General features: G+C 49.2%; 16 protein-coding genes. 11 read left to right on the top strand and 5 right to left on the bottom strand.

Translation table 11 applies throughout. The features are described from left to right. Nucleotides 1-17 precede the first annotated feature (17 nt). The 7 genes from EQU24_RS18205 to EQU24_RS18175 all read left to right on the top strand — a co-directional run bounded on the left by EQU24_RS18205 (nucleotide 18) and on the right by EQU24_RS18175 (nucleotide 8,198). On the top strand, nucleotides 18-1,316 hold the full coding sequence (locus EQU24_RS18205; protein ID WP_051056257.1) for a replication-associated recombination protein A: 1,299 nt from the start codon (nucleotides 18-20) through the stop codon (nucleotides 1,314-1,316). 207 nt (nucleotides 1,317-1,523) lie between these two features. Beyond that, nucleotides 1,524-2,492 carry an acetyl-CoA carboxylase carboxyl transferase subunit alpha gene (gene accA / locus EQU24_RS18200; RefSeq protein ID WP_017842193.1) on the top strand — a complete coding sequence of 323 codons (969 nt, stop codon included), beginning with the start codon at nucleotides 1,524-1,526 and terminating at the stop codon, nucleotides 2,490-2,492. Between the two features lie 286 nt (nucleotides 2,493-2,778). Next, nucleotides 2,779-4,089 (top strand): 30S ribosomal protein S12 methylthiotransferase RimO, encoded by a 1,311-nt coding sequence (gene rimO, locus EQU24_RS18195; protein ID WP_017842194.1) that lies wholly within the window; start codon nucleotides 2,779-2,781, stop codon nucleotides 4,087-4,089. Nucleotides 4,090-4,426: 337 nt separating this feature from the next. Continuing rightward, on the top strand, nucleotides 4,427-4,630 hold the full coding sequence (locus EQU24_RS18190; protein WP_017842195.1) for a hypothetical protein: 204 nt from the start codon (nucleotides 4,427-4,429) through the stop codon (nucleotides 4,628-4,630). A gap of 299 nt (nucleotides 4,631-4,929) precedes the next feature. Beyond that, complete coding sequence (gene rimK, locus EQU24_RS18185; RefSeq protein WP_017842196.1) at nucleotides 4,930-5,835, top strand: 30S ribosomal protein S6--L-glutamate ligase; 906 nt, start codon at nucleotides 4,930-4,932, stop codon at nucleotides 5,833-5,835. Nucleotide 5,836: 1 nt separating this feature from the next. Beyond that, nucleotides 5,837-6,889 carry a succinylglutamate desuccinylase/aspartoacylase family protein gene (locus tag EQU24_RS18180; protein ID WP_017842197.1) on the top strand — a complete coding sequence of 351 codons (1,053 nt, stop codon included), beginning with the start codon at nucleotides 5,837-5,839 and terminating at the stop codon, nucleotides 6,887-6,889. Between the two features lie 472 nt (nucleotides 6,890-7,361). Next, the gene (locus EQU24_RS18175) at nucleotides 7,362-8,198 is read left to right on the top strand and encodes an FkbM family methyltransferase (protein WP_017842198.1); all 837 of its coding nucleotides are present in this window, start codon (nucleotides 7,362-7,364) and stop codon (nucleotides 8,196-8,198) included. A gap of 39 nt (nucleotides 8,199-8,237) precedes the next feature. Here EQU24_RS18175 and corA read toward each other — a convergent pair whose 3' ends face one another. The 3 genes from corA to EQU24_RS18160 form a co-directional block, all read right to left on the bottom strand. Further along, complete coding sequence (gene corA, locus EQU24_RS18170; RefSeq protein WP_017842199.1) at nucleotides 8,238-9,308, bottom strand: magnesium/cobalt transporter CorA; 1,071 nt, start codon at nucleotides 9,306-9,308, stop codon at nucleotides 8,238-8,240. 36 nt (nucleotides 9,309-9,344) lie between these two features. Then, on the bottom strand, nucleotides 9,345-10,748 hold the full coding sequence (locus EQU24_RS18165; protein WP_017842200.1) for an MBL fold metallo-hydrolase RNA specificity domain-containing protein: 1,404 nt from the start codon (nucleotides 10,746-10,748) through the stop codon (nucleotides 9,345-9,347). An 84-nt stretch (nucleotides 10,749-10,832) separates the two neighbouring features. After that, nucleotides 10,833-11,099 (bottom strand): hypothetical protein, encoded by a 267-nt coding sequence (locus EQU24_RS18160; protein ID WP_017842201.1) that lies wholly within the window; start codon nucleotides 11,097-11,099, stop codon nucleotides 10,833-10,835. Nucleotides 11,100-11,566: 467 nt separating this feature from the next. On the opposite strand from EQU24_RS18160, the gene EQU24_RS18155 reads away from it, so the two are divergent. Further along, the gene (locus tag EQU24_RS18155; RefSeq protein ID WP_017842202.1) at nucleotides 11,567-12,097 is read left to right on the top strand and encodes an SRPBCC family protein; all 531 of its coding nucleotides are present in this window, start codon (nucleotides 11,567-11,569) and stop codon (nucleotides 12,095-12,097) included. A 36-nt stretch (nucleotides 12,098-12,133) separates the two neighbouring features. Here the strand turns inward: EQU24_RS18155 and EQU24_RS18150 are convergent, their stop codons facing one another. Beyond that, nucleotides 12,134-12,406: a CAP domain-containing protein gene (locus EQU24_RS18150; RefSeq protein WP_040575362.1), complete on the bottom strand. Its 273-nt coding sequence runs from the start codon at nucleotides 12,404-12,406 to the stop codon at nucleotides 12,134-12,136. 227 nt (nucleotides 12,407-12,633) lie between these two features. Next, nucleotides 12,634-13,290 (bottom strand): response regulator, encoded by a 657-nt coding sequence (locus EQU24_RS18145; protein ID WP_017842204.1) that lies wholly within the window; start codon nucleotides 13,288-13,290, stop codon nucleotides 12,634-12,636. Between the two features lie 318 nt (nucleotides 13,291-13,608). On the opposite strand from EQU24_RS18145, the gene EQU24_RS18140 reads away from it, so the two are divergent. The 3 genes from EQU24_RS18140 (at nucleotide 13,609) to moxG (ending at nucleotide 16,818) form a co-directional block, all read left to right on the top strand. After that, nucleotides 13,609-15,417, top strand: coding sequence for a methanol/ethanol family PQQ-dependent dehydrogenase (locus EQU24_RS18140; protein ID WP_017842205.1), 1,809 nt, complete (start codon nucleotides 13,609-13,611; stop codon nucleotides 15,415-15,417). A gap of 65 nt (nucleotides 15,418-15,482) precedes the next feature. Beyond that, nucleotides 15,483-16,328: a methanol oxidation system protein MoxJ gene (gene moxJ / locus EQU24_RS18135; protein WP_017842206.1), complete on the top strand. Its 846-nt coding sequence runs from the start codon at nucleotides 15,483-15,485 to the stop codon at nucleotides 16,326-16,328. A gap of 16 nt (nucleotides 16,329-16,344) precedes the next feature. Continuing rightward, complete coding sequence (gene moxG / locus EQU24_RS18130) at nucleotides 16,345-16,818, top strand: cytochrome c(L), periplasmic (RefSeq protein WP_017842207.1); 474 nt, start codon at nucleotides 16,345-16,347, stop codon at nucleotides 16,816-16,818. Nucleotides 16,819-16,835 lie beyond the last annotated feature (17 nt).

Below are 16,835 nucleotides of genomic sequence, written 5' to 3'. Positions count from 1 at the left end.
GGCCCTTAGCTGAAAGAATGCGTCCGATGCGCTTGGACGACTATATCGGACAGCAGCATATTATTAAGCCCGGTAAACCGCTCTATGAAGCGGTTGCATCGGGCCGCTTGCATTCGATGATTTTCTGGGGACCGCCCGGTACCGGGAAGACCACGCTGGCACGAATAATATCGGTGCATTCCGATGCGCATTTCATCTCGATATCGGCGGTGTTGGCCGGCGTCAAGGATATCCGTGACGCCGTTGCCGAAGCAAAAAAAATTCGTGAAAGCGAAAATCGCCGCACGATCTTGTTTGTCGACGAAGTACATCGTTTCAACAAATCTCAGCAAGATGCTTTCTTGCCGCATGTCGAAGACGGCACGGTATATTTTATCGGCGCGACCACCGAAAACCCGTCTTTCGCATTGAATAATGCGTTATTATCGCGCGCACGCGTTTATGTTTTGAATGCCTTGCAAGCAGTTGACTTGGCGACGGTTTTGGAAAAAGCATTGACCGATCGGGAGCGCGGTTTAGGAGAGCAAGCCATCGAAATGACCGACGATATCAAGCGACAGTTTGTCGATGCTGCCGACGGAGATGCGCGTAGATTATTGAATTTATTGGAAATCGCCGCCGAGTTAGCGTCGGCGCACGGAAGCGGAAAAATCGACGAGATTGTTGCCGGCGAAGTGCTGAGCGGCGGCGTACGTCGTTTCGATAAGCAAGGTGAAGAATTTTACAATCAGATTTCGGCCTTGCATAAGTCGGTGCGAGGAAGCTCCCCTGATGCTTCGTTGTATTGGTTGTGCCGCATGATCGACGGTGGTTGCGACTTGGCTTATTTGGCTCGGCGCATCGTGAGGATTGCATCCGAAGATATCGGCAATGCCGACCCGAGAGCCTTGCCGGTCGCGATTAGTGCTTGGGAGGCGCAAGAAAGGCTCGGCAGTCCCGAAGGCGAATTGGCGTTGGCACATGCAGTGGTTTATTTGGCCTGCGCGCCGAAAAGCAATGCCGTTTATATGGCATACAATGCAGCGATGCGCGATGCTCGAAATAGCGGAAGTCTCGGCGTGCCGGTGCATTTACGCAATGCGCCGACGGTATTGATGAAGTCGTTAGATTATGGAAAGGAGTACCGCTATGCGCATGATGAGCCCGATGCTTATGCTGCCGGCGAAAATTATTTTCCGGACGAAATGCTCGGAACGCGTTATTACGAGCCGGTTAATCGTGGGCTTGAAATTAAAATCGCAGAAAAATTAAAACATTTACGGAATTTAGATAAAATGGCCGTCTCAGGAAGGAATCAATCGGCTAGTCGCGGATGACGTTTTTATAATGTGAAAAAGAAAACACGGAAAAACGGTTCGTGGTGCGTACGAAATACTTTTTGGGGCTTTATTCGCTATGAAGATTGCGATATGGAAACGCATAAACGGGAAAGTCCCAGGTCAATCCGTCTAGTCGGCTTCATCCGTGTTCCATTCATTAAGCTTGCTTTTGTTGAGCAGTAACAATAATTCATATATACCATCATGGATCTAAAATTTCTTGACTTCGAACAACCCATCGCCGAATTAGAAGCGAAGATTAGAGAACTTCGTCGTGTCGAGTTTGATAACGATATTAATATTTCCGACGCGCTTGAGCAGCTCGAAAACAAAAGTAAATTATTGACCGAATCTATTTTTGCCGAATTGAGCGATTGGCAGATTTCGCAACTCTCGAGGCATCCCGGGCGTCCTTATACGCTCGATTATATCGATTTGATGTTTACCGATTTTCATGAATTGCACGGTGATCGGGCTTACGCCGACGATCCTGCAATCGTGTGCGGTTTGGCTCGTCTGGAAGGGCAGCCGGTCATGATCATCGGTCATCAAAAAGGCCGCGACACGAAAGAAAAAATTTATCGTAATTTCGGCATGCCAAGGCCGGAAGGTTACCGTAAGGCGTTGAGAGTCATGAAGATGGCTGAGCGTTTTGGTTTGCCGATCATTTGTTTGATCGATACGCCGGGCGCTTATCCGGGAATTGGGGCAGAGGAACGTGGACAAAGCGAGGCGATTGCTCGAAATTTGTTTGAAATGGCGCGATTAAAGACCCCGATTATTTGCACAGTTATCGGCGAAGGCGGGTCCGGCGGCGCGTTGGCGATCGGTGTCGGAGACCGTTTGTTGATGTTGGAATACAGCACTTACTCTGTGATCTCGCCGGAAGGTTGTGCATCGATTCTGTGGAAAAGTGCGGAAAAGTCGCAATTGGCGGCCGAAGCGATGGGCATCACTTCCGACCGTATTCGTGAACAAGGCTTTCTTGATGAAATGGTTCGCGAGCCGGTGGGCGGCGCGCATCGAGACTTTCAAACGACGGCAATGCATTTGCGTGAGGCGTTGTTACGCCATTTGGAGCAGTTAAGGAACGAGCCGGTCGAACAATTACTGGCACATCGCTACCAACGAATCATGAATTTCGGTGCTTATATTGAAGAGCCGGGTAAATAACCGTTTTTATCTTGCGGGCTTTGAGATACCGTTGGCAAACCATACTCATCGTAGATCAAAATTCGGCACCGGCGGGGGCCCGTAAAACGACGCCGTGAATACGTCCATGTAGGCTCTATGCCAGCATCCATGCTGGCAAAGCCTTTGCCAGGCACCCGGGTGCCTCCTTAGGCACTGCCGAAATTTGAAGTGCGAAAGGTATATCTCGATCATTTTCCCGGTTCGTCGAGTCAGGAAATCAGATTGCAGCAACGCGTTTCCGAATATAATTTTATTGAGATTGTTAATGAGTGCTCCGCATATAGGATTTATTAGTTTGGGTTGCCCTAAAGCCTTGGTCGACAGCGAACGGATATTAACCAAGCTTCGATCCGAAGGCTACGAAGTGTCCCCGAGCTACAAGGAAGCCGATTTGGTAGTCGTCAATACCTGCGGCTTTATCGACGCAGCCGTCGAAGAATCGTTGGATAGCATTGGCGAAGCATTGGCCGAAAATGGACGAGTCATAGTGACCGGCTGTCTTGGGGCCAGAGAGGACGAGATCAGAGCCAGGCACCCGCAGGTATTGAAAATTACCGGCGCGCATGCGCTGGAAGAAGTCGTTGCGGCCGTCCATGAGCATTTGCCGCCGATACACGATCCGTTTACCAGTCTTGTGCCCCCGCAAGGGATTAAATTGACGCCCAAGCATTACGCTTATTTGAAAATTTCCGAAGGCTGTAATCACCGTTGCACCTTTTGCATCATTCCGTCGATGCGCGGCGATTTGGTCAGCCGTCCTATCAGCGAAGTCATGCTCGAGGCCGAACGCCTGGCTAATGCCGGGGTTAAAGAATTGCTGATCGTCTCACAGGATACCAGTGCTTACGGGCTCGATCTGAAATACCAGGCAGGACAATGGCGAGGTAGGGAGATTCGGACTCGTTTTTATGAATTGTCGGAAGCGTTGGGAGACTTAGGTATCTGGGTCAGAATGCATTATGTGTATCCCTATCCGCATGTCGACGAAGTTATCCCGTTGATGGCTGACGGTAAAATCCTACCTTATCTGGATATTCCGTTTCAGCACGCCGATAGTCGCATACTGAAGTTAATGAAGCGACCGGCGGCTGCCGAAAACAATTTAGAACGCATTAATGCCTGGCGGAAAATCTGCCCGGATATTACGATTCGCAGCACCTTCATAGTCGGTTTTCCCGGTGAAACCGAGCAAGAATTCGAGCAATTATTACAGTTTTTAACTGACGCGCAGTTAGATCGGGTAGGTTGTTTCGCATATTCGCCGGTTAAAGGTGCTGCGGCCAACGATTTGTCGGGTCAGCTTCCTGAGGCAGTCAAACAAGAAAGATTAGTCCGGTTTATGGAGCATCAGGCGCAAATCAGTGCTGCGAAATTGCGTAGGCGAATCGGACGCGTCGAGACCGTTATTATTGATGAAGTTGTCGAAGAAGGTGCGGTCGCGCGAAGCAAAGCGGATGCTCCGGAAATCGACGGGCAAGTTTTTATCGACGGTGCGGTGCATTTAAAAGTCGGTGATTTTGCGACAGTGGAACTGGAGGAATCGGACGAGCACGATTTTTGGGCGCGCTTAATTTGATCGAGGCGGTTGATTTTATACTCATCGTAGATCAAAATTCGGCACCGGGGTGTCCGTCAAAGGACGCCGTGAATACATCCCTGTAGGCTCTATGCCAGCTCCATGCTGGCAAAGCCTTTGCCGCACATCCCGGTGCCTCCTCAGGCACTGCCGAAATTTGAAGTACGAAAGGTATAAATATTTCTACGGTGTTTTTATCCAAAGATTGAATAAGGTCACATTGGTTTTTTTAACTGTATCAAATTATTGGCTTTTTAGTACTGATGTACAATGGTTTTTGTTCTCAAAATGCATACAATGGACTGTAGTTTAATTAACAATAATGAACGGAGGTGTTATGCAATATAAAACCAGCAGATGTAAAATATTGTTAGCTGCAATGGGGGTAATCCTGCTTTCTTTTGCAGGGTTGGGAGTTTCGTCGGCGAGTGAAGCGGTAATTATTACTCAAGCTAACGGACAGTGGTCGTTGGCGGGGTGGTATGGTTTTAGCGTGATTTTGGCATTGATCGGTTTTATTGCCGCAAAATCGAAAAATTGATTTTCCCTTTCACAGGCGTTCTGTTGAACGCCTGTGCTTTCATCTAAGGCAATCATACAAATTGCTTTTTTCCTTTCATAAATCAAGTTTCGGCGCCCACTTTTGAGGGCTCGGGCTGTTAGCCGGATTTGCCACGTTCAAAAGAAATCAATAATCTATACTGGCGGAGTTCAAAAACGCAGAATAGTTTTCTTATTTGTTGTTCACAGACTATCCTATCCAGCGAAAAACTGTGTAATATGCCGGCCTGAATATAATTAATTAAAGTTAACGATGAGCATGAGGAAAATTACCGTTTCATGAAACTTGCATTGCTTTCCAGAAATCCTAAGTTGTACTCCACGCGGCGATTGATAGAGGCGGCGGAAGCAAGAGGCCACCAAATTGAAGTCATCGACGTGTTGCGTTGTTATATGGAAATTACGTCGACAAAGCCGGGTATTCATTATAAAGGTACGGTATTGGAGGGATTCGATGCGGTCATTCCTAGAATCGGCGCGTCGGTAACGTTTTATGGTACGGCGGTGCTTCGTCAGTTTGAAATGATGGGGACTTATCCGCTCAATGAATCGGTTGCGATTTCAAGGTCGAGGGACAAGCTGCGTTCATTGCAGTTATTATCCCGCAAAGGTATCGGTTTGCCGGTGACCGGTTTCGCACATAAGCCGGACGATATTGAAGATTTGATCAAAATGGTCGGAGGGGCTCCGGTGGTCATCAAGCTTCTCGAAGGCACCCAGGGTATCGGCGTCGTATTGGCTGAAACGAAAAAAGCGGCGGAAAGCGTTATCGAAGCTTTTATGGGCTTGAAGGCCGATATATTGGTTCAGGAGTTCATTAAGGAAGCCGATGGCGCGGATATTCGTTGTTTCGTAGTCGGGGATAAAGTCGTAGCGACGATGAAGCGGCAAGGCGGCGAAGGCGAGTTTCGTTCGAATCTTCATCGGGGCGGGACTTCGTCGTTAATCCGGATTACGCCGGAAGAGCGCTCGATCGCGGTTCGCGCAGCTAAAACGATGGGTTTAAATGTCGCGGGCGTCGATATGTTGCGTTCGAATCATGGACCAGTCGTGATGGAAGTCAACTCCTCTCCGGGATTGGAAGGCATCGAAACGGCAACAGGCAAAGACATCGCAGGCATGATTATCAGTTTTATCGAAAAGGATTGTCTCGGCAAATCCACGCGGACCAAAGGCAAGGGCTGACATGACGGAATTGTTCATCGGCGGTCAGAAAATTAAAGCCGGCGAACGCAGAACTCTGGATATTCCGTTGCCGAATCTTTATACCCATACCGTTGTTCCGATGACGGTACATGTGATTAACGGCCGGCAAAGCGGACCAAAACTTTTCGTCTGTGCGGCGATACACGGTGATGAGATCAATGGTATCGAAATCATCCGTCGTTTGCTGCAGTCGCCGGCGTTGCGTAATATCAAAGGGACTTTGATTGCGGTACCGATCGTCAATATTTATGGCTTTGTTAGGCATTCGCGTTACTTACCCGACCGCCGCGACTTGAACCGGGTTTTTCCCGGATCCGATAAAGGCTCGTTGGCCGGTAGGCTGGCATCGCTTTTTTTTCATGAAATCGTCGAGCAATGCACGCACGGTATCGATTTGCATACCGGAGCGATTCATCGCGATAATCTGCCGCAAATTCGCGCCGATTTGAATGAAGGCGAAGAAACCGAGACTTTAGCGAGGGTTTTTGCCGCTCCGGTTATTTTAAACTCGGATGTGCGGGACGGTTCATTGCGGGCGATCGCCGCGGAACATAAAATTCCATTGTTGGTATACGAAGCCGGCGAGGCGTTACGCTATGACGAACTGTCGATCAGGATCGGGCTGCGCGGCATTATACGTGTGATGAGGCAATTAGGCATGATTCGTCAGGAAACAGCTAAACGAAAAAGCAAACTGCCGGAACCGGTTGTCGCTCGTTCGAGCTATTGGGCCAGGTCTTCCAAAAGCGGCTTATTAAGAGCGATGGTTTCGTTGGGAGCTAAAGTTGATAAAGGCGAAACGCTCGGTGCGGTTAGCGATCCGTTTTATCTTGAAGACGATAATATCACAGCGCCGAATTCCGGCATTATCATCGGTAAGACTAATCTGCCGATCGTCACCGAAGGCGAGGCGTTGTTTCATATAGCCCGATTCGGTAAAGCCGACAATGCCGCCGACGTCGTAGAGCAATATCAGCACGAATTCAATCCGATGAATGAAGCTTATGAGTGGTCTGAAACCCCAATTGTTTGAACTTGGAAAATGCCATAATCAAGAAGACCGATTTTAGGGTTTAGATTGGTAAGTTAAATTGATCCTATAAAAAGCATTTTGTCCACGAAACACACGAAAATCACGAAAATAGTCAAATTGTTATACTTTCCAAGTGTAAGTATTCAGCCCTCTCCAGGAAAATAAGAGTTCGCTCATTCCCAAGCTCTTTGTTTGGGAATGCAATACGAGAAGCTCCAGCTTCTCGAAACCGGTAAGCAAGAGCTTACGTGAAGGGCTTCCCAAACCGTAGTTTGGAAAACAGCGGAGAGGGGCAGAATACTTACTTCCAAGTTGCTTACCCAAGGGGTGATTCAAGATATTTATGTGACTGTATGATTACTTTCGTGTGTGTCTTGATTTTCGTGGACTGACTGCCGATTTAGGTTGATCAACAAGCGGGCATCCCAGGTGGAACTGATGCCTTATTTTGATAAATTATTGGAAATTCTTTATGAAGGAAACTCAACAAACCGATCTGAAAGCCCAGAATAAGCCTTGGGGATGTTATGCGCCAACTGCGGCAACAAGGGTTTTGAGGTTGATTGCCGCATTAGGTATAAGCCGAGGTCAATTAAGGAAATGGGTGGCTAGACAATGGAAAAAGTCGGGTTGGCATTTTGTCGATTATGAGAAGCAAGGTATCCGGTATCGATTGGATATTCTCAATAATACGACCGATGAAAAAATTCTCACATCTTCAAAAATTTATGATAAAGAAGAGATCGAATTTCTGGCTGAACGAGGGTCGGGGCTAAATTCGTGTTTTGTCGACGTGGGGGCGAATACCGGTTATTACTCGCTGAGTCTTGCACAAAAAGGGTTTAAAAAAATTCTGGCAATCGAACCGAACCCGCCGACTTTGAGCTTGTTAAAAAATAATGTTGAGCTTAATGGGTTAGAGTCTGTGATCGAAGTCATGCCGGTTTGTGTCGGCGAAGAAGGCGATGTGCCTTTTTATTCAACGGGCGTATTAGGCGGGGCCAGTCGGCTTGCGCCATCGGCATCAACCCGAGAAATAACACTACCGTCTCTTCCGCTTGAGAAAATTTTGTTAATGCAAGGTATCGATAAGATTAGCTCATTAAAAATCGATATCGAGGGTTACGAAGATCGAGCCTTAGCGCCGTTTTTTTTGCATGCGCCCGAGTCGCTTTGGCCGATACGCATTGTCATCGAGGATTGTCACAAAGATAAATGGGAAACGGATGTCGTCGAGCTCATGCTTGAAAAGGGCTATCGTCTCGTCAAGCAAACAAGAGGCAATGCTTTTCTGGAAAAAGACGAATAAAAATCAACGGCTTTGTTTAACGCCCATGCGTTGATGTTTTCATAACCATTTCTTATGCCGGAAGAAAATCAGCAGGCTCATTGCCGTAGCGAGACTGACCGACCAGAACACCGGATAGGACCATGCCCATTTCAGTTCCGGCATGTAATCGAAATTCATGCCGTAAACGCCGGCCAGAAAGGTTAGCGGTATAAAAATCGTCGCAAAAACGGTCAATACTTTCATGACTTCATTCATTTTATTACTGAGACTGGACAAATAAATTTCCAGTAGGCCGGCGATCAAATCCCGGTAAGTATCCAGTCCCTCGGCGACGCGAATCGTATGGTCGTAAACGTCGCGCAGATATACTTTGGTCGTATCGCGTATTAGGTCGGATTCCGAACGAAGCAGACCGTTCAAGACCTCTCTAAGCGGCGAAACCGCTCGTCGAACGAAAATCATGCCTCGTTTCAACTTTTGAATCGTATTCAGCATGTCGGGCGAGGGCGAAAGGAGCAATTGATCTTCGAGGTTTTCGACAATTTCATCCAGACTGTCTTCGATCAAAAAATAGTGATCCACGACCAAGTCGATAATACTGTAACTCAAATAATCCGCACCCTGACTACGAAATTTCCCCCGGCTGTTTTGGATTCTGCGGATTATCGGATGTAGTAGATCCGATTCCGATTCTTCAAAGGTCAAGATGAAATTACTGCCGAGTATTAAGCTGAACTGTTCGTTATCGAAAGTCAGAGATTCCGCGTCGAATCGTATGACCCTGAGCACGATGAAAATAATATCGTCGAACTCCTCTACTTTGGGCCGTTGATGGGTATTGGCAATGTCTTCCAGTACCAGTTGATGAATAGTGAACTCTTTCCCGAGTTGTTCGATCAACTCGACGTCGTGCAGACCGGTGATGCTGAACCACGATACGGTGGGCTTGTCTTTCGGCGGAATCAACTCCGAAACGGTCTTGATCTCACGTTCGATCAAGATGTCTTTATTGAATTCGATCAGTTTGATTTTACCGGTCGTTTCCAGTCTTTCTCCGACATGAATAACGCTGCCCGGCGCAAGGCCGAATTTTTCGGAAGAACTGCTTAACGATTGGAGTTGAGTCATCGTCGTTCGAGAAGGTTCATCATGTGTTGTCCAAAATTAAAACTCAATGGTTTGTCCCACTTCGGGAAGCGTAGCGTCCCAGTCGGTACGGTGAAAACACGTGCGTAACGAATGAGAGGCGTTGAGTTCGCCGTGGATCAAATACAGCCGGGGTTTCGGGTCTTTGAACGCCGAGGCCCAACGGAGCAATTGGCTTTGGTCGGCATGTGCGCTCAAGCCGCCGAGCGTATGAATAGTGGCTTGCACATGGATTTGACTGCCGAGAATTTTCAAGTCTTTCTGACCTTCGACCAAGGTCCGGCCGAGAGTGCCCTGGGCCTGAAAACCGACGAACACGATATGCGCATTGCGCCGCCAGAGATTGTATTTCAGATGATGGCGGATGCGTCCGCCGGTACACATGCCGCTGCCGGCGATGATGATGCTGCCGCCGACGATGCGGTTGATCGCTATCGAGTCTTCAGTCGATTCGGAATAGACCAGATTCGGTAGCCAGGTTTGCCAACCGTCTTTGCGTTTGGCGATGTTTTTGAACTCGGGGTCGTCATCGTTGAACAAGTGGCTATGATCGTCGTAAATCTTGCTGGCTTCGATCGCCATCGGGCTATCGAGAAATACCTGCTGCTGAGGCAGCGCGTCTTCTCGATAAAGTTTACCTAGCCAATAAATCAAGTCTTGGGTACGTCCGACCGCGAATGATGGAATAATCACATTGCCGCCGTTCTCGTGAGCTGCGATGAGTATTTCGCGTAATTCGTCGAGCGTCGTGTCTAATGGCTTGTGATCGCGATCGCCATAAGTCGATTCCAATAACAGAATATCCGCTTCGGTGAGTTGTTCCGGATCGTACAGCAAAGGCGAATGCGGATTGCCGAGATCGCCGGAAAACACCAAGGTTTTTTGTTGCGGGCCGTTGTTTGATTTCAATTCGACAATCGCCGATCCGAGAATGTGTCCTGCATCATGAAAAGTGACCGACAAGCCAGGGACGATTTCAGTCGGTTCGCGATAGGCGATAGGCTTACGAAGTTGCAGCAGGTTTTCGACATCTTCGAGCGTATAAAGCGGTTCGAGCAATTTTTTTCCGGAACGTTGGCGCCGTTTGTTTTCCCACTCAGTATCGCGCAGTTGCAGTAATGCGGCGTCTTTGAGTAACAGGTCGAGCAGATGAGAGCTGCCTTCGGTCAGGAAAAGATCGCCTCTGAAACCGTCTTTATAAAGTTGCGGCAGACGTCCCGAGTGATCCAGATGGGCATGCGACAACACGACCGCGTCGATGCTCGACGGGTTGAACGGGAATCGGGATCGGTTTTGTTTGTCGGCTGCTTTGCCACCCTGAAATATGCCGCAATCGATCAAAATGCGCTTAGCGTTCGATTCCAAGAGATAGCAGGAACCAGTCACCTGGCCGGTGGCGCCGAGGAAAGTGAGTGTATTCATAGCCCTTTCTGTTTGTGACGGTTTTATTTGGGATGGTCTTGCCTGCCTCGGTGGACAGTTTGGCGGTCCACCGTATGGCTGGGATTATTTTTTAATACGATCGATGATGCGCTGGTAGGCGCCGGTCAGTTCCTCGGCGACAACTTTGGCTGCAGAGACCAATTCCTCGGTCGTTTCTTTGGTATCGTCTTTGATTTCCTCTGCTTTGTGTTTTAATTCGGTCCATTTTGTTTCGGCATGTTCCCATTCGTCTTTCGCTTCCTTACCGGCAAGATTTAATTGGACAGCGATTTCATCGCGTTGTTGTCTGATTTTGTCGGACAGGCGTTCCAAGTCTTTCAAAAGGTCCATGGTGTTCTCCTCGTTTGTGCAGTGTTGTCTTGTTTTTATGGCTAAAATGAGTTGCTCGGGATGGATCTGAGCATGGTTGAGTATAATTCAATTCTTTGACGGCTTGGGAAGGAATTTTGAAAGAAGAAAAAAGAAAGAGGAAAGAGGAAAGAGGAAAGAGGAAAGCTGCGTAGCCCGGATGGCAATGCCTAGCTTAGCATCCATCTAACCTTAATATCGACAACCCTTACCGATATGACGAATAAAGCCATAAAAGGACCGTAGAGTAGGCGCTAAGCTGGCTCTTATGGCTTAGAAGTCACGCCATTTCCGCACTCCGCTATGCCGCATTCGGGTTATATGTGTTTACAGCAGGATGCGCATAGGGTGAAATCGGAAAAAATCCTGATGAATAACGGGAAGTTTACTCAATGCCGATATTGGGCGTTGGCCCATAATAAGCGATTTAATTTTTGCTTATACCGACTATGAAACAGTTACTGATCATTCTATTCAATTTCCTGATTTTTCCAGTGGTCGCCTTGGCGCACGGACCGACACCGCAAAAAGCCAAAGAGAGTATTGCCATTGAGGCGCCGGCGGACAAAGTTTGGGATGCGGTCAAGCAATTCGGTTCGATCGCCGATTGGCATGACGATGTACAAAAAAGCGAGGGCGACGGTAAGCACGAGTCGGGCGGCAAGCGCACGCTGACGTTTACCAACGGAGAACAACTCGTCGATGAGCTCGATTATTACAGCGACGAAAACCGCGAATACAGTTACCGCCTGAACAAGGAGAATGTCAAGGCGCTACCGGTCAGCTCCTATTCGATCGAGCTGCAAGTTGCACCGGGCGAGAGCGATAGCAGTAGCATCGTGACCTTGAAAAGCCGATTTTATCGCGGCGATACCGGCAACACACCACCCGATCACTTGAATGATGAAGCGGCGGTCAAAGCGATGACTCAGTATTTTAAAAACGGCTTGACCGGTTTGAAGAAAAAATTGGAAGAATAATCAATGCGCCCGGATTACTTGCCCGGGCGCATTCTTTCAGCAAGTGGAACGATTTTCTGTTTTTTTAGACAAACGTAACACAGTAATACCGCTTAATAATAACCACAGTGCCGAAGGCAGAGGAACGGTGTCTCCCGCGGCAAAATTGTGTGTCCAATAGCTGTAATAAGGGTCGGCACTCGGGTCGAAAACCAGTCCTACCCCAAGGTCGGTAAACCAATCCAATAAAATGTTCTCGCGATGTCCGAAACGGCCCATCCAGCCGTCGCCGAAGATTCCTTTGGAGGCGTGCCAAGCGTCCCAGGTCAAATCATTCCAACCGTTACCTACGTCATCCTATGAATTGAAAGCTTGTATAAACCGTTATTGGTAGAGAAAAGGCTCAATTCATTCAAATCGGAGGAGTCGTACATAACCAGTCGCGCCGACTCTTGTGCCGGTAGCATGGTTAATTGGCCCTCGGAAAAGGTTACTCCGTATCCTGCTGCAATGTTTTCTCCCCAGCCTCCGCTCGGTTGATTCCAGGGCATTTTGGATTAGTGCGCCAGATTGTCTATGATGCCGTGCCGGCTAGCGAGTAGAGTCATCTCGGCGACCGATTTGACACCGAGTTTTTCTTTAATTGAGGTGCCGTGATTGCACACAGTCTTGTAACTCAAGCAGAGCTTTTCAGCTGCTTTGCGCGTCGTATAGCCTCTAGCCAATAAACAAAATACGTCGAATTCGCGCGGCGACAATTGTTTGATTTGTTCCGATTCGTCCTTTTCGGATGCGATGTTGAAGGCCAGTTGTTGCGCTAATTCGGGTTCGACATAACTGCCGCCGGCGGCGATTTGACAGACTGCCGCGACTAGCGTTTCGGGAACGCTGTTTTTGGTGATGTAGCCTTTTGCTCCGGCCTTAATAGCGCGGGTCACATAGACCAATTCATTATGGATGCTAAACACTAAGATTTTACAATTCGGATCGCGCGCAATCAGCCGCCGAATGCTTTCAAAGCCGCCGATGCCGGGCATAGACAAGTCCATCACGACGATATTCGGTTGATACTGAGTGTAGAGTTGGCAAGCGGTTTCGCCCTTGTCGGCCTCGTAAATATCGCCGATTTTATTCGACAGTGAAAGGTAGGTTTTGTAACCGGCCCTAACCACGGCATGGTCGTCCACCAGCAAGACATCGATCTTATCGGACACGTTGTTACTTCTCCATACAATTAAACCGGGAATGATGTCGGATATTTAACGGCAAAGCCATGGGAGCTTTTCCCGAATTTGAATGCCGACATACTCTCGGGATATTTTCCCTGTTTTTTCTTAGCGCTTTTCCCGTCATCTGGGTGCTGTATTCCGTAACGTCGCATCCCGCTCCTTCCGTATGATTACCGTCCGTGCGCTGCCCTCTATGAATGATTCGTTATGCGCCTTGATCAAGCTAAGCCGGTTGTAACAACAAACACCGCAATCAATAGGGGGCCGCGCCGACATTATGCGAAAAATCAATCTGGAGGAATTATGCAACACCATAAAAAACGCGAACTCTGGGGCGCGGCGGCATTAGTGTCGGGCGTCTTGTTGGCCGCGTCGCAGCCGGCGCAGGCCAATCAAGCGTTAGATAAGTTGTCCAAACAAAATACCAATTGGGTCATGCAGACCAAGGATTACAGCTCGACTCACTATAGCGAGTTGTACGACATCAACATCACGAATGTACAAAATCTGAAGCCGGCCTGGTCATTTTCAACCGGCGTTCTGAACGGTCATGAAGGCGGGCCTCTGGTCGTCGACGGCATTATGTATGTGCACTCGCCCTACCCGAACAATGTTTTTGCGATCGATCTGAACAACCCGGATAAAATTCTGTGGCAATTCAAACCGAAGCAAAATCCGGCCGCGCGCGCTGTGGCCTGCTGCGACGTCGTCAACCGCGGCTTAGCTTACGCGCCGCAAGGCAAGGATTATCCGGCGACGATCTTTTTAAATCAATTGGACGGCCATGTCGTCGCATTGAACGCGAAGACCGGCGAACTGCTATGGAAAATGGAAAACTCCGACATCGCCATGGGCTCGACGCTGACCGTGGCGCCGTTCGTCGCCGAGGATAAAGTCATCGTCGGCACATCGGGCGCCGAATTGGGCGTCAGAGGTTACGCGACTGCTTACAATATCAAAGACGGCAAGCAAGCCTGGCGCGTCTATGCAACCGGTCCCGACGAAGATATCAAGTTGTCGAAAGACTTCAATAAGGCCAATCCGCATTACGGGCAGTTCGGTCTGGGGCTGAAAACCTGGGAAGGCGACGCGTGGAAGATCGGCGGCGGAACCAACTGGGGTTGGTACGCTTACGATCCTGACTTGAGAATGCTGTACTACGGATCGGGTAACCCGGCGCCATGGAACGAAACGATGCGTCCCGGCGACAACAAATGGACAATGACGATCTGGGGCCGCGACATCGATTCCGGCGAGGCGAAGTTTGGTTATCAAAAAACGCCTCACGACGAATGGGATTACGCCGGCGTCAACTATATGGGACTGTCCGAGCAAAAGGTCAACGGCAAAATGACCAAGTTGCTGACGCATCCCGACCGTAACGGCATCGTCTATACGCTGAACCGCGAAAACGGCGATCTGGTCAGCGCGTTCAAGATCGACAATACCGTCAATTGGGTCAAGCACGTCGATCTGAAAACCGGTCTGCCGGTGCGCGATCCTGAATATTCGACACGCATGGACCACGAAGCGAAAGGTATTTGTCCTTCGGCGATGGGCTACCACAACCAAGGCATCGAATCCTACGACCCGAACAAGCAATTGTTCTTCATGGGCATTAACCATATCTGTATGGATTGGGAACCGTTCATGCTGCCTTACCGGGCCGGCCAATTCTTCGTTGGCGCGACGTTGAACATGTATCCGGGACCGAAAGGCACGCTGGGACAAGTCAAGGCAATGAACGCGGTAACGGGCGAGTTCGAATGGGAAGTTCAGGAAAAATTCGCGGTTTGGGGCGGCACGACCGCAACAGCCGGCGACTTGGTCTTCTACGGCACGTTGGACGGCTACATCAAGGCCTTGAACTCGAAAACCGGCGAAGAACTGTGGAAGTTCAAACTGCCTTCCGGCGTGATCGGTCATCCGATTACCTATAAACACGAAGGCAAGCAATATGTCGCGATCTATTACGGTGTCGGCGGTTGGCCTGGCGTTGGTCTGGTCTTCGATTTGAAAGACCCGTCGGCCGGTTTGGGCGCGGTCGGTGCGTTTAAGGAATTGGCGCATCACACCCAAATGGGCGGCGGCGTGATGGTGTTCTCGTTGTAAGAAATTAAGGCATGAATGTCGGGTTACGGCTTTTTGTCTAACCCGACCCACCTAATGAGGGCTAAATGAAACAACTGAATGACATTTTGACTGCGTTGGCTATTGGCTTGGCTGTGTCGGCTTCGGCTCATGCAAGCGAAGAGCCTCTGAAAGTGTGCAATGCCGAAAACGAAATGCCTTATGCGAACAAAAAAGGCGAAGGCTTCGAAAACAAGATCGCACAAGTCGTAGGCGAGGCACTCGGACGGCCGATCGAATATGTTAATTGGACCGATGCGCGCTATTTCGTGCGCGATTATTTGGATAAAGGTTTGTGCGATGTCGTGATAGGTATGGATGCCGGCGATCCGCGTGTGCTGACGACTGAACCGTATTATCGGTCGGGTTATGTATTTATCAGTCGCGTTAAGGACGGACTGGATCTTCACGGTTGGGACAGCAATGCATTGATGAATGCCGAGCGCATCGCCTTCATTCCGGGCACCCCGGCCGAAGTGATGATGCGCAAGATCGGACGTTACAACGACCAATTCAACTACATGCATGAACTGGTCGGCTTTAAGTCGCGCCGAAATCAATATGTCAAATACGATTCGTCGAAGCTGGTCGGCGAGGTCGCCTCAGGCAAGGCTGAAGTTGCGGTGCTGTGGGGACCGTCTGCAGCACGCTATGTCAAGGAATCCGCGACGCCTCTGACGATGGCGGTCATTCCGGACAACAACGTCCGCGCCGACGGCGAGAAAGTCGGCTTTCACTACAGCACCTCGATGGGCGTGCGCAAGGAAGATACTAAATTGCTCGAACAGTTGAATCAGGTGCTGGCCGAGCGCCGTCAAGACATCGATCGAATTTTGAGCGCCGAGGGCATACCGGTCGTTTCGGAACCCGCACAGGCGTTGGCATCACAATAAACAGGAAACGAAAAAAATGAAATTAACACAACTTATGGCCGCTATTTTGGCCGGAACGGCTTTGATGAGCACTGCGGTCCATGCCGAAATTACTTTGCGTAATGCGATTACTGGCGAACAGCTGGATATGAGCTTCGCTAAAAAGGGCGGCGATACTGAAGCGTTCAAGCAATTCATGCAAGACGGAAAGAATCCTTATAACGGCAACGAAGAAGTGGTTGCTGAAGGGAAAAGTCTTTATATGACCGGCTGTTCAGGTTGTCACGGCCATGAAGCGGAAGGCAAGCTTGGCCCTGCTCTAGCCGACGATTACTGGACTTATCCTAGCGGCGAGACCGATCAGGGCTTATTCGAAATTTTATTCGGCGGCGCGCAAGGCATGATGGGGCCGCAATATGTCAACTTCAATACCGATGAAATGCTGAAAATTATGGCGTTCATTCGCAGCATTTACACCGGCGATACTAGTAAAGCCAAATGGCTTAAATAAACAGCGAGGTTAACACG

It is taken from the genome of Methylotuvimicrobium buryatense, from assembly GCF_005931095.1.
GTDB classification, from domain to species: Bacteria; Pseudomonadota; Gammaproteobacteria; order Methylococcales; family Methylomonadaceae; genus Methylotuvimicrobium; species Methylotuvimicrobium buryatense.
This window is presented reverse-complemented; position numbering and strand designations above follow the sequence as displayed.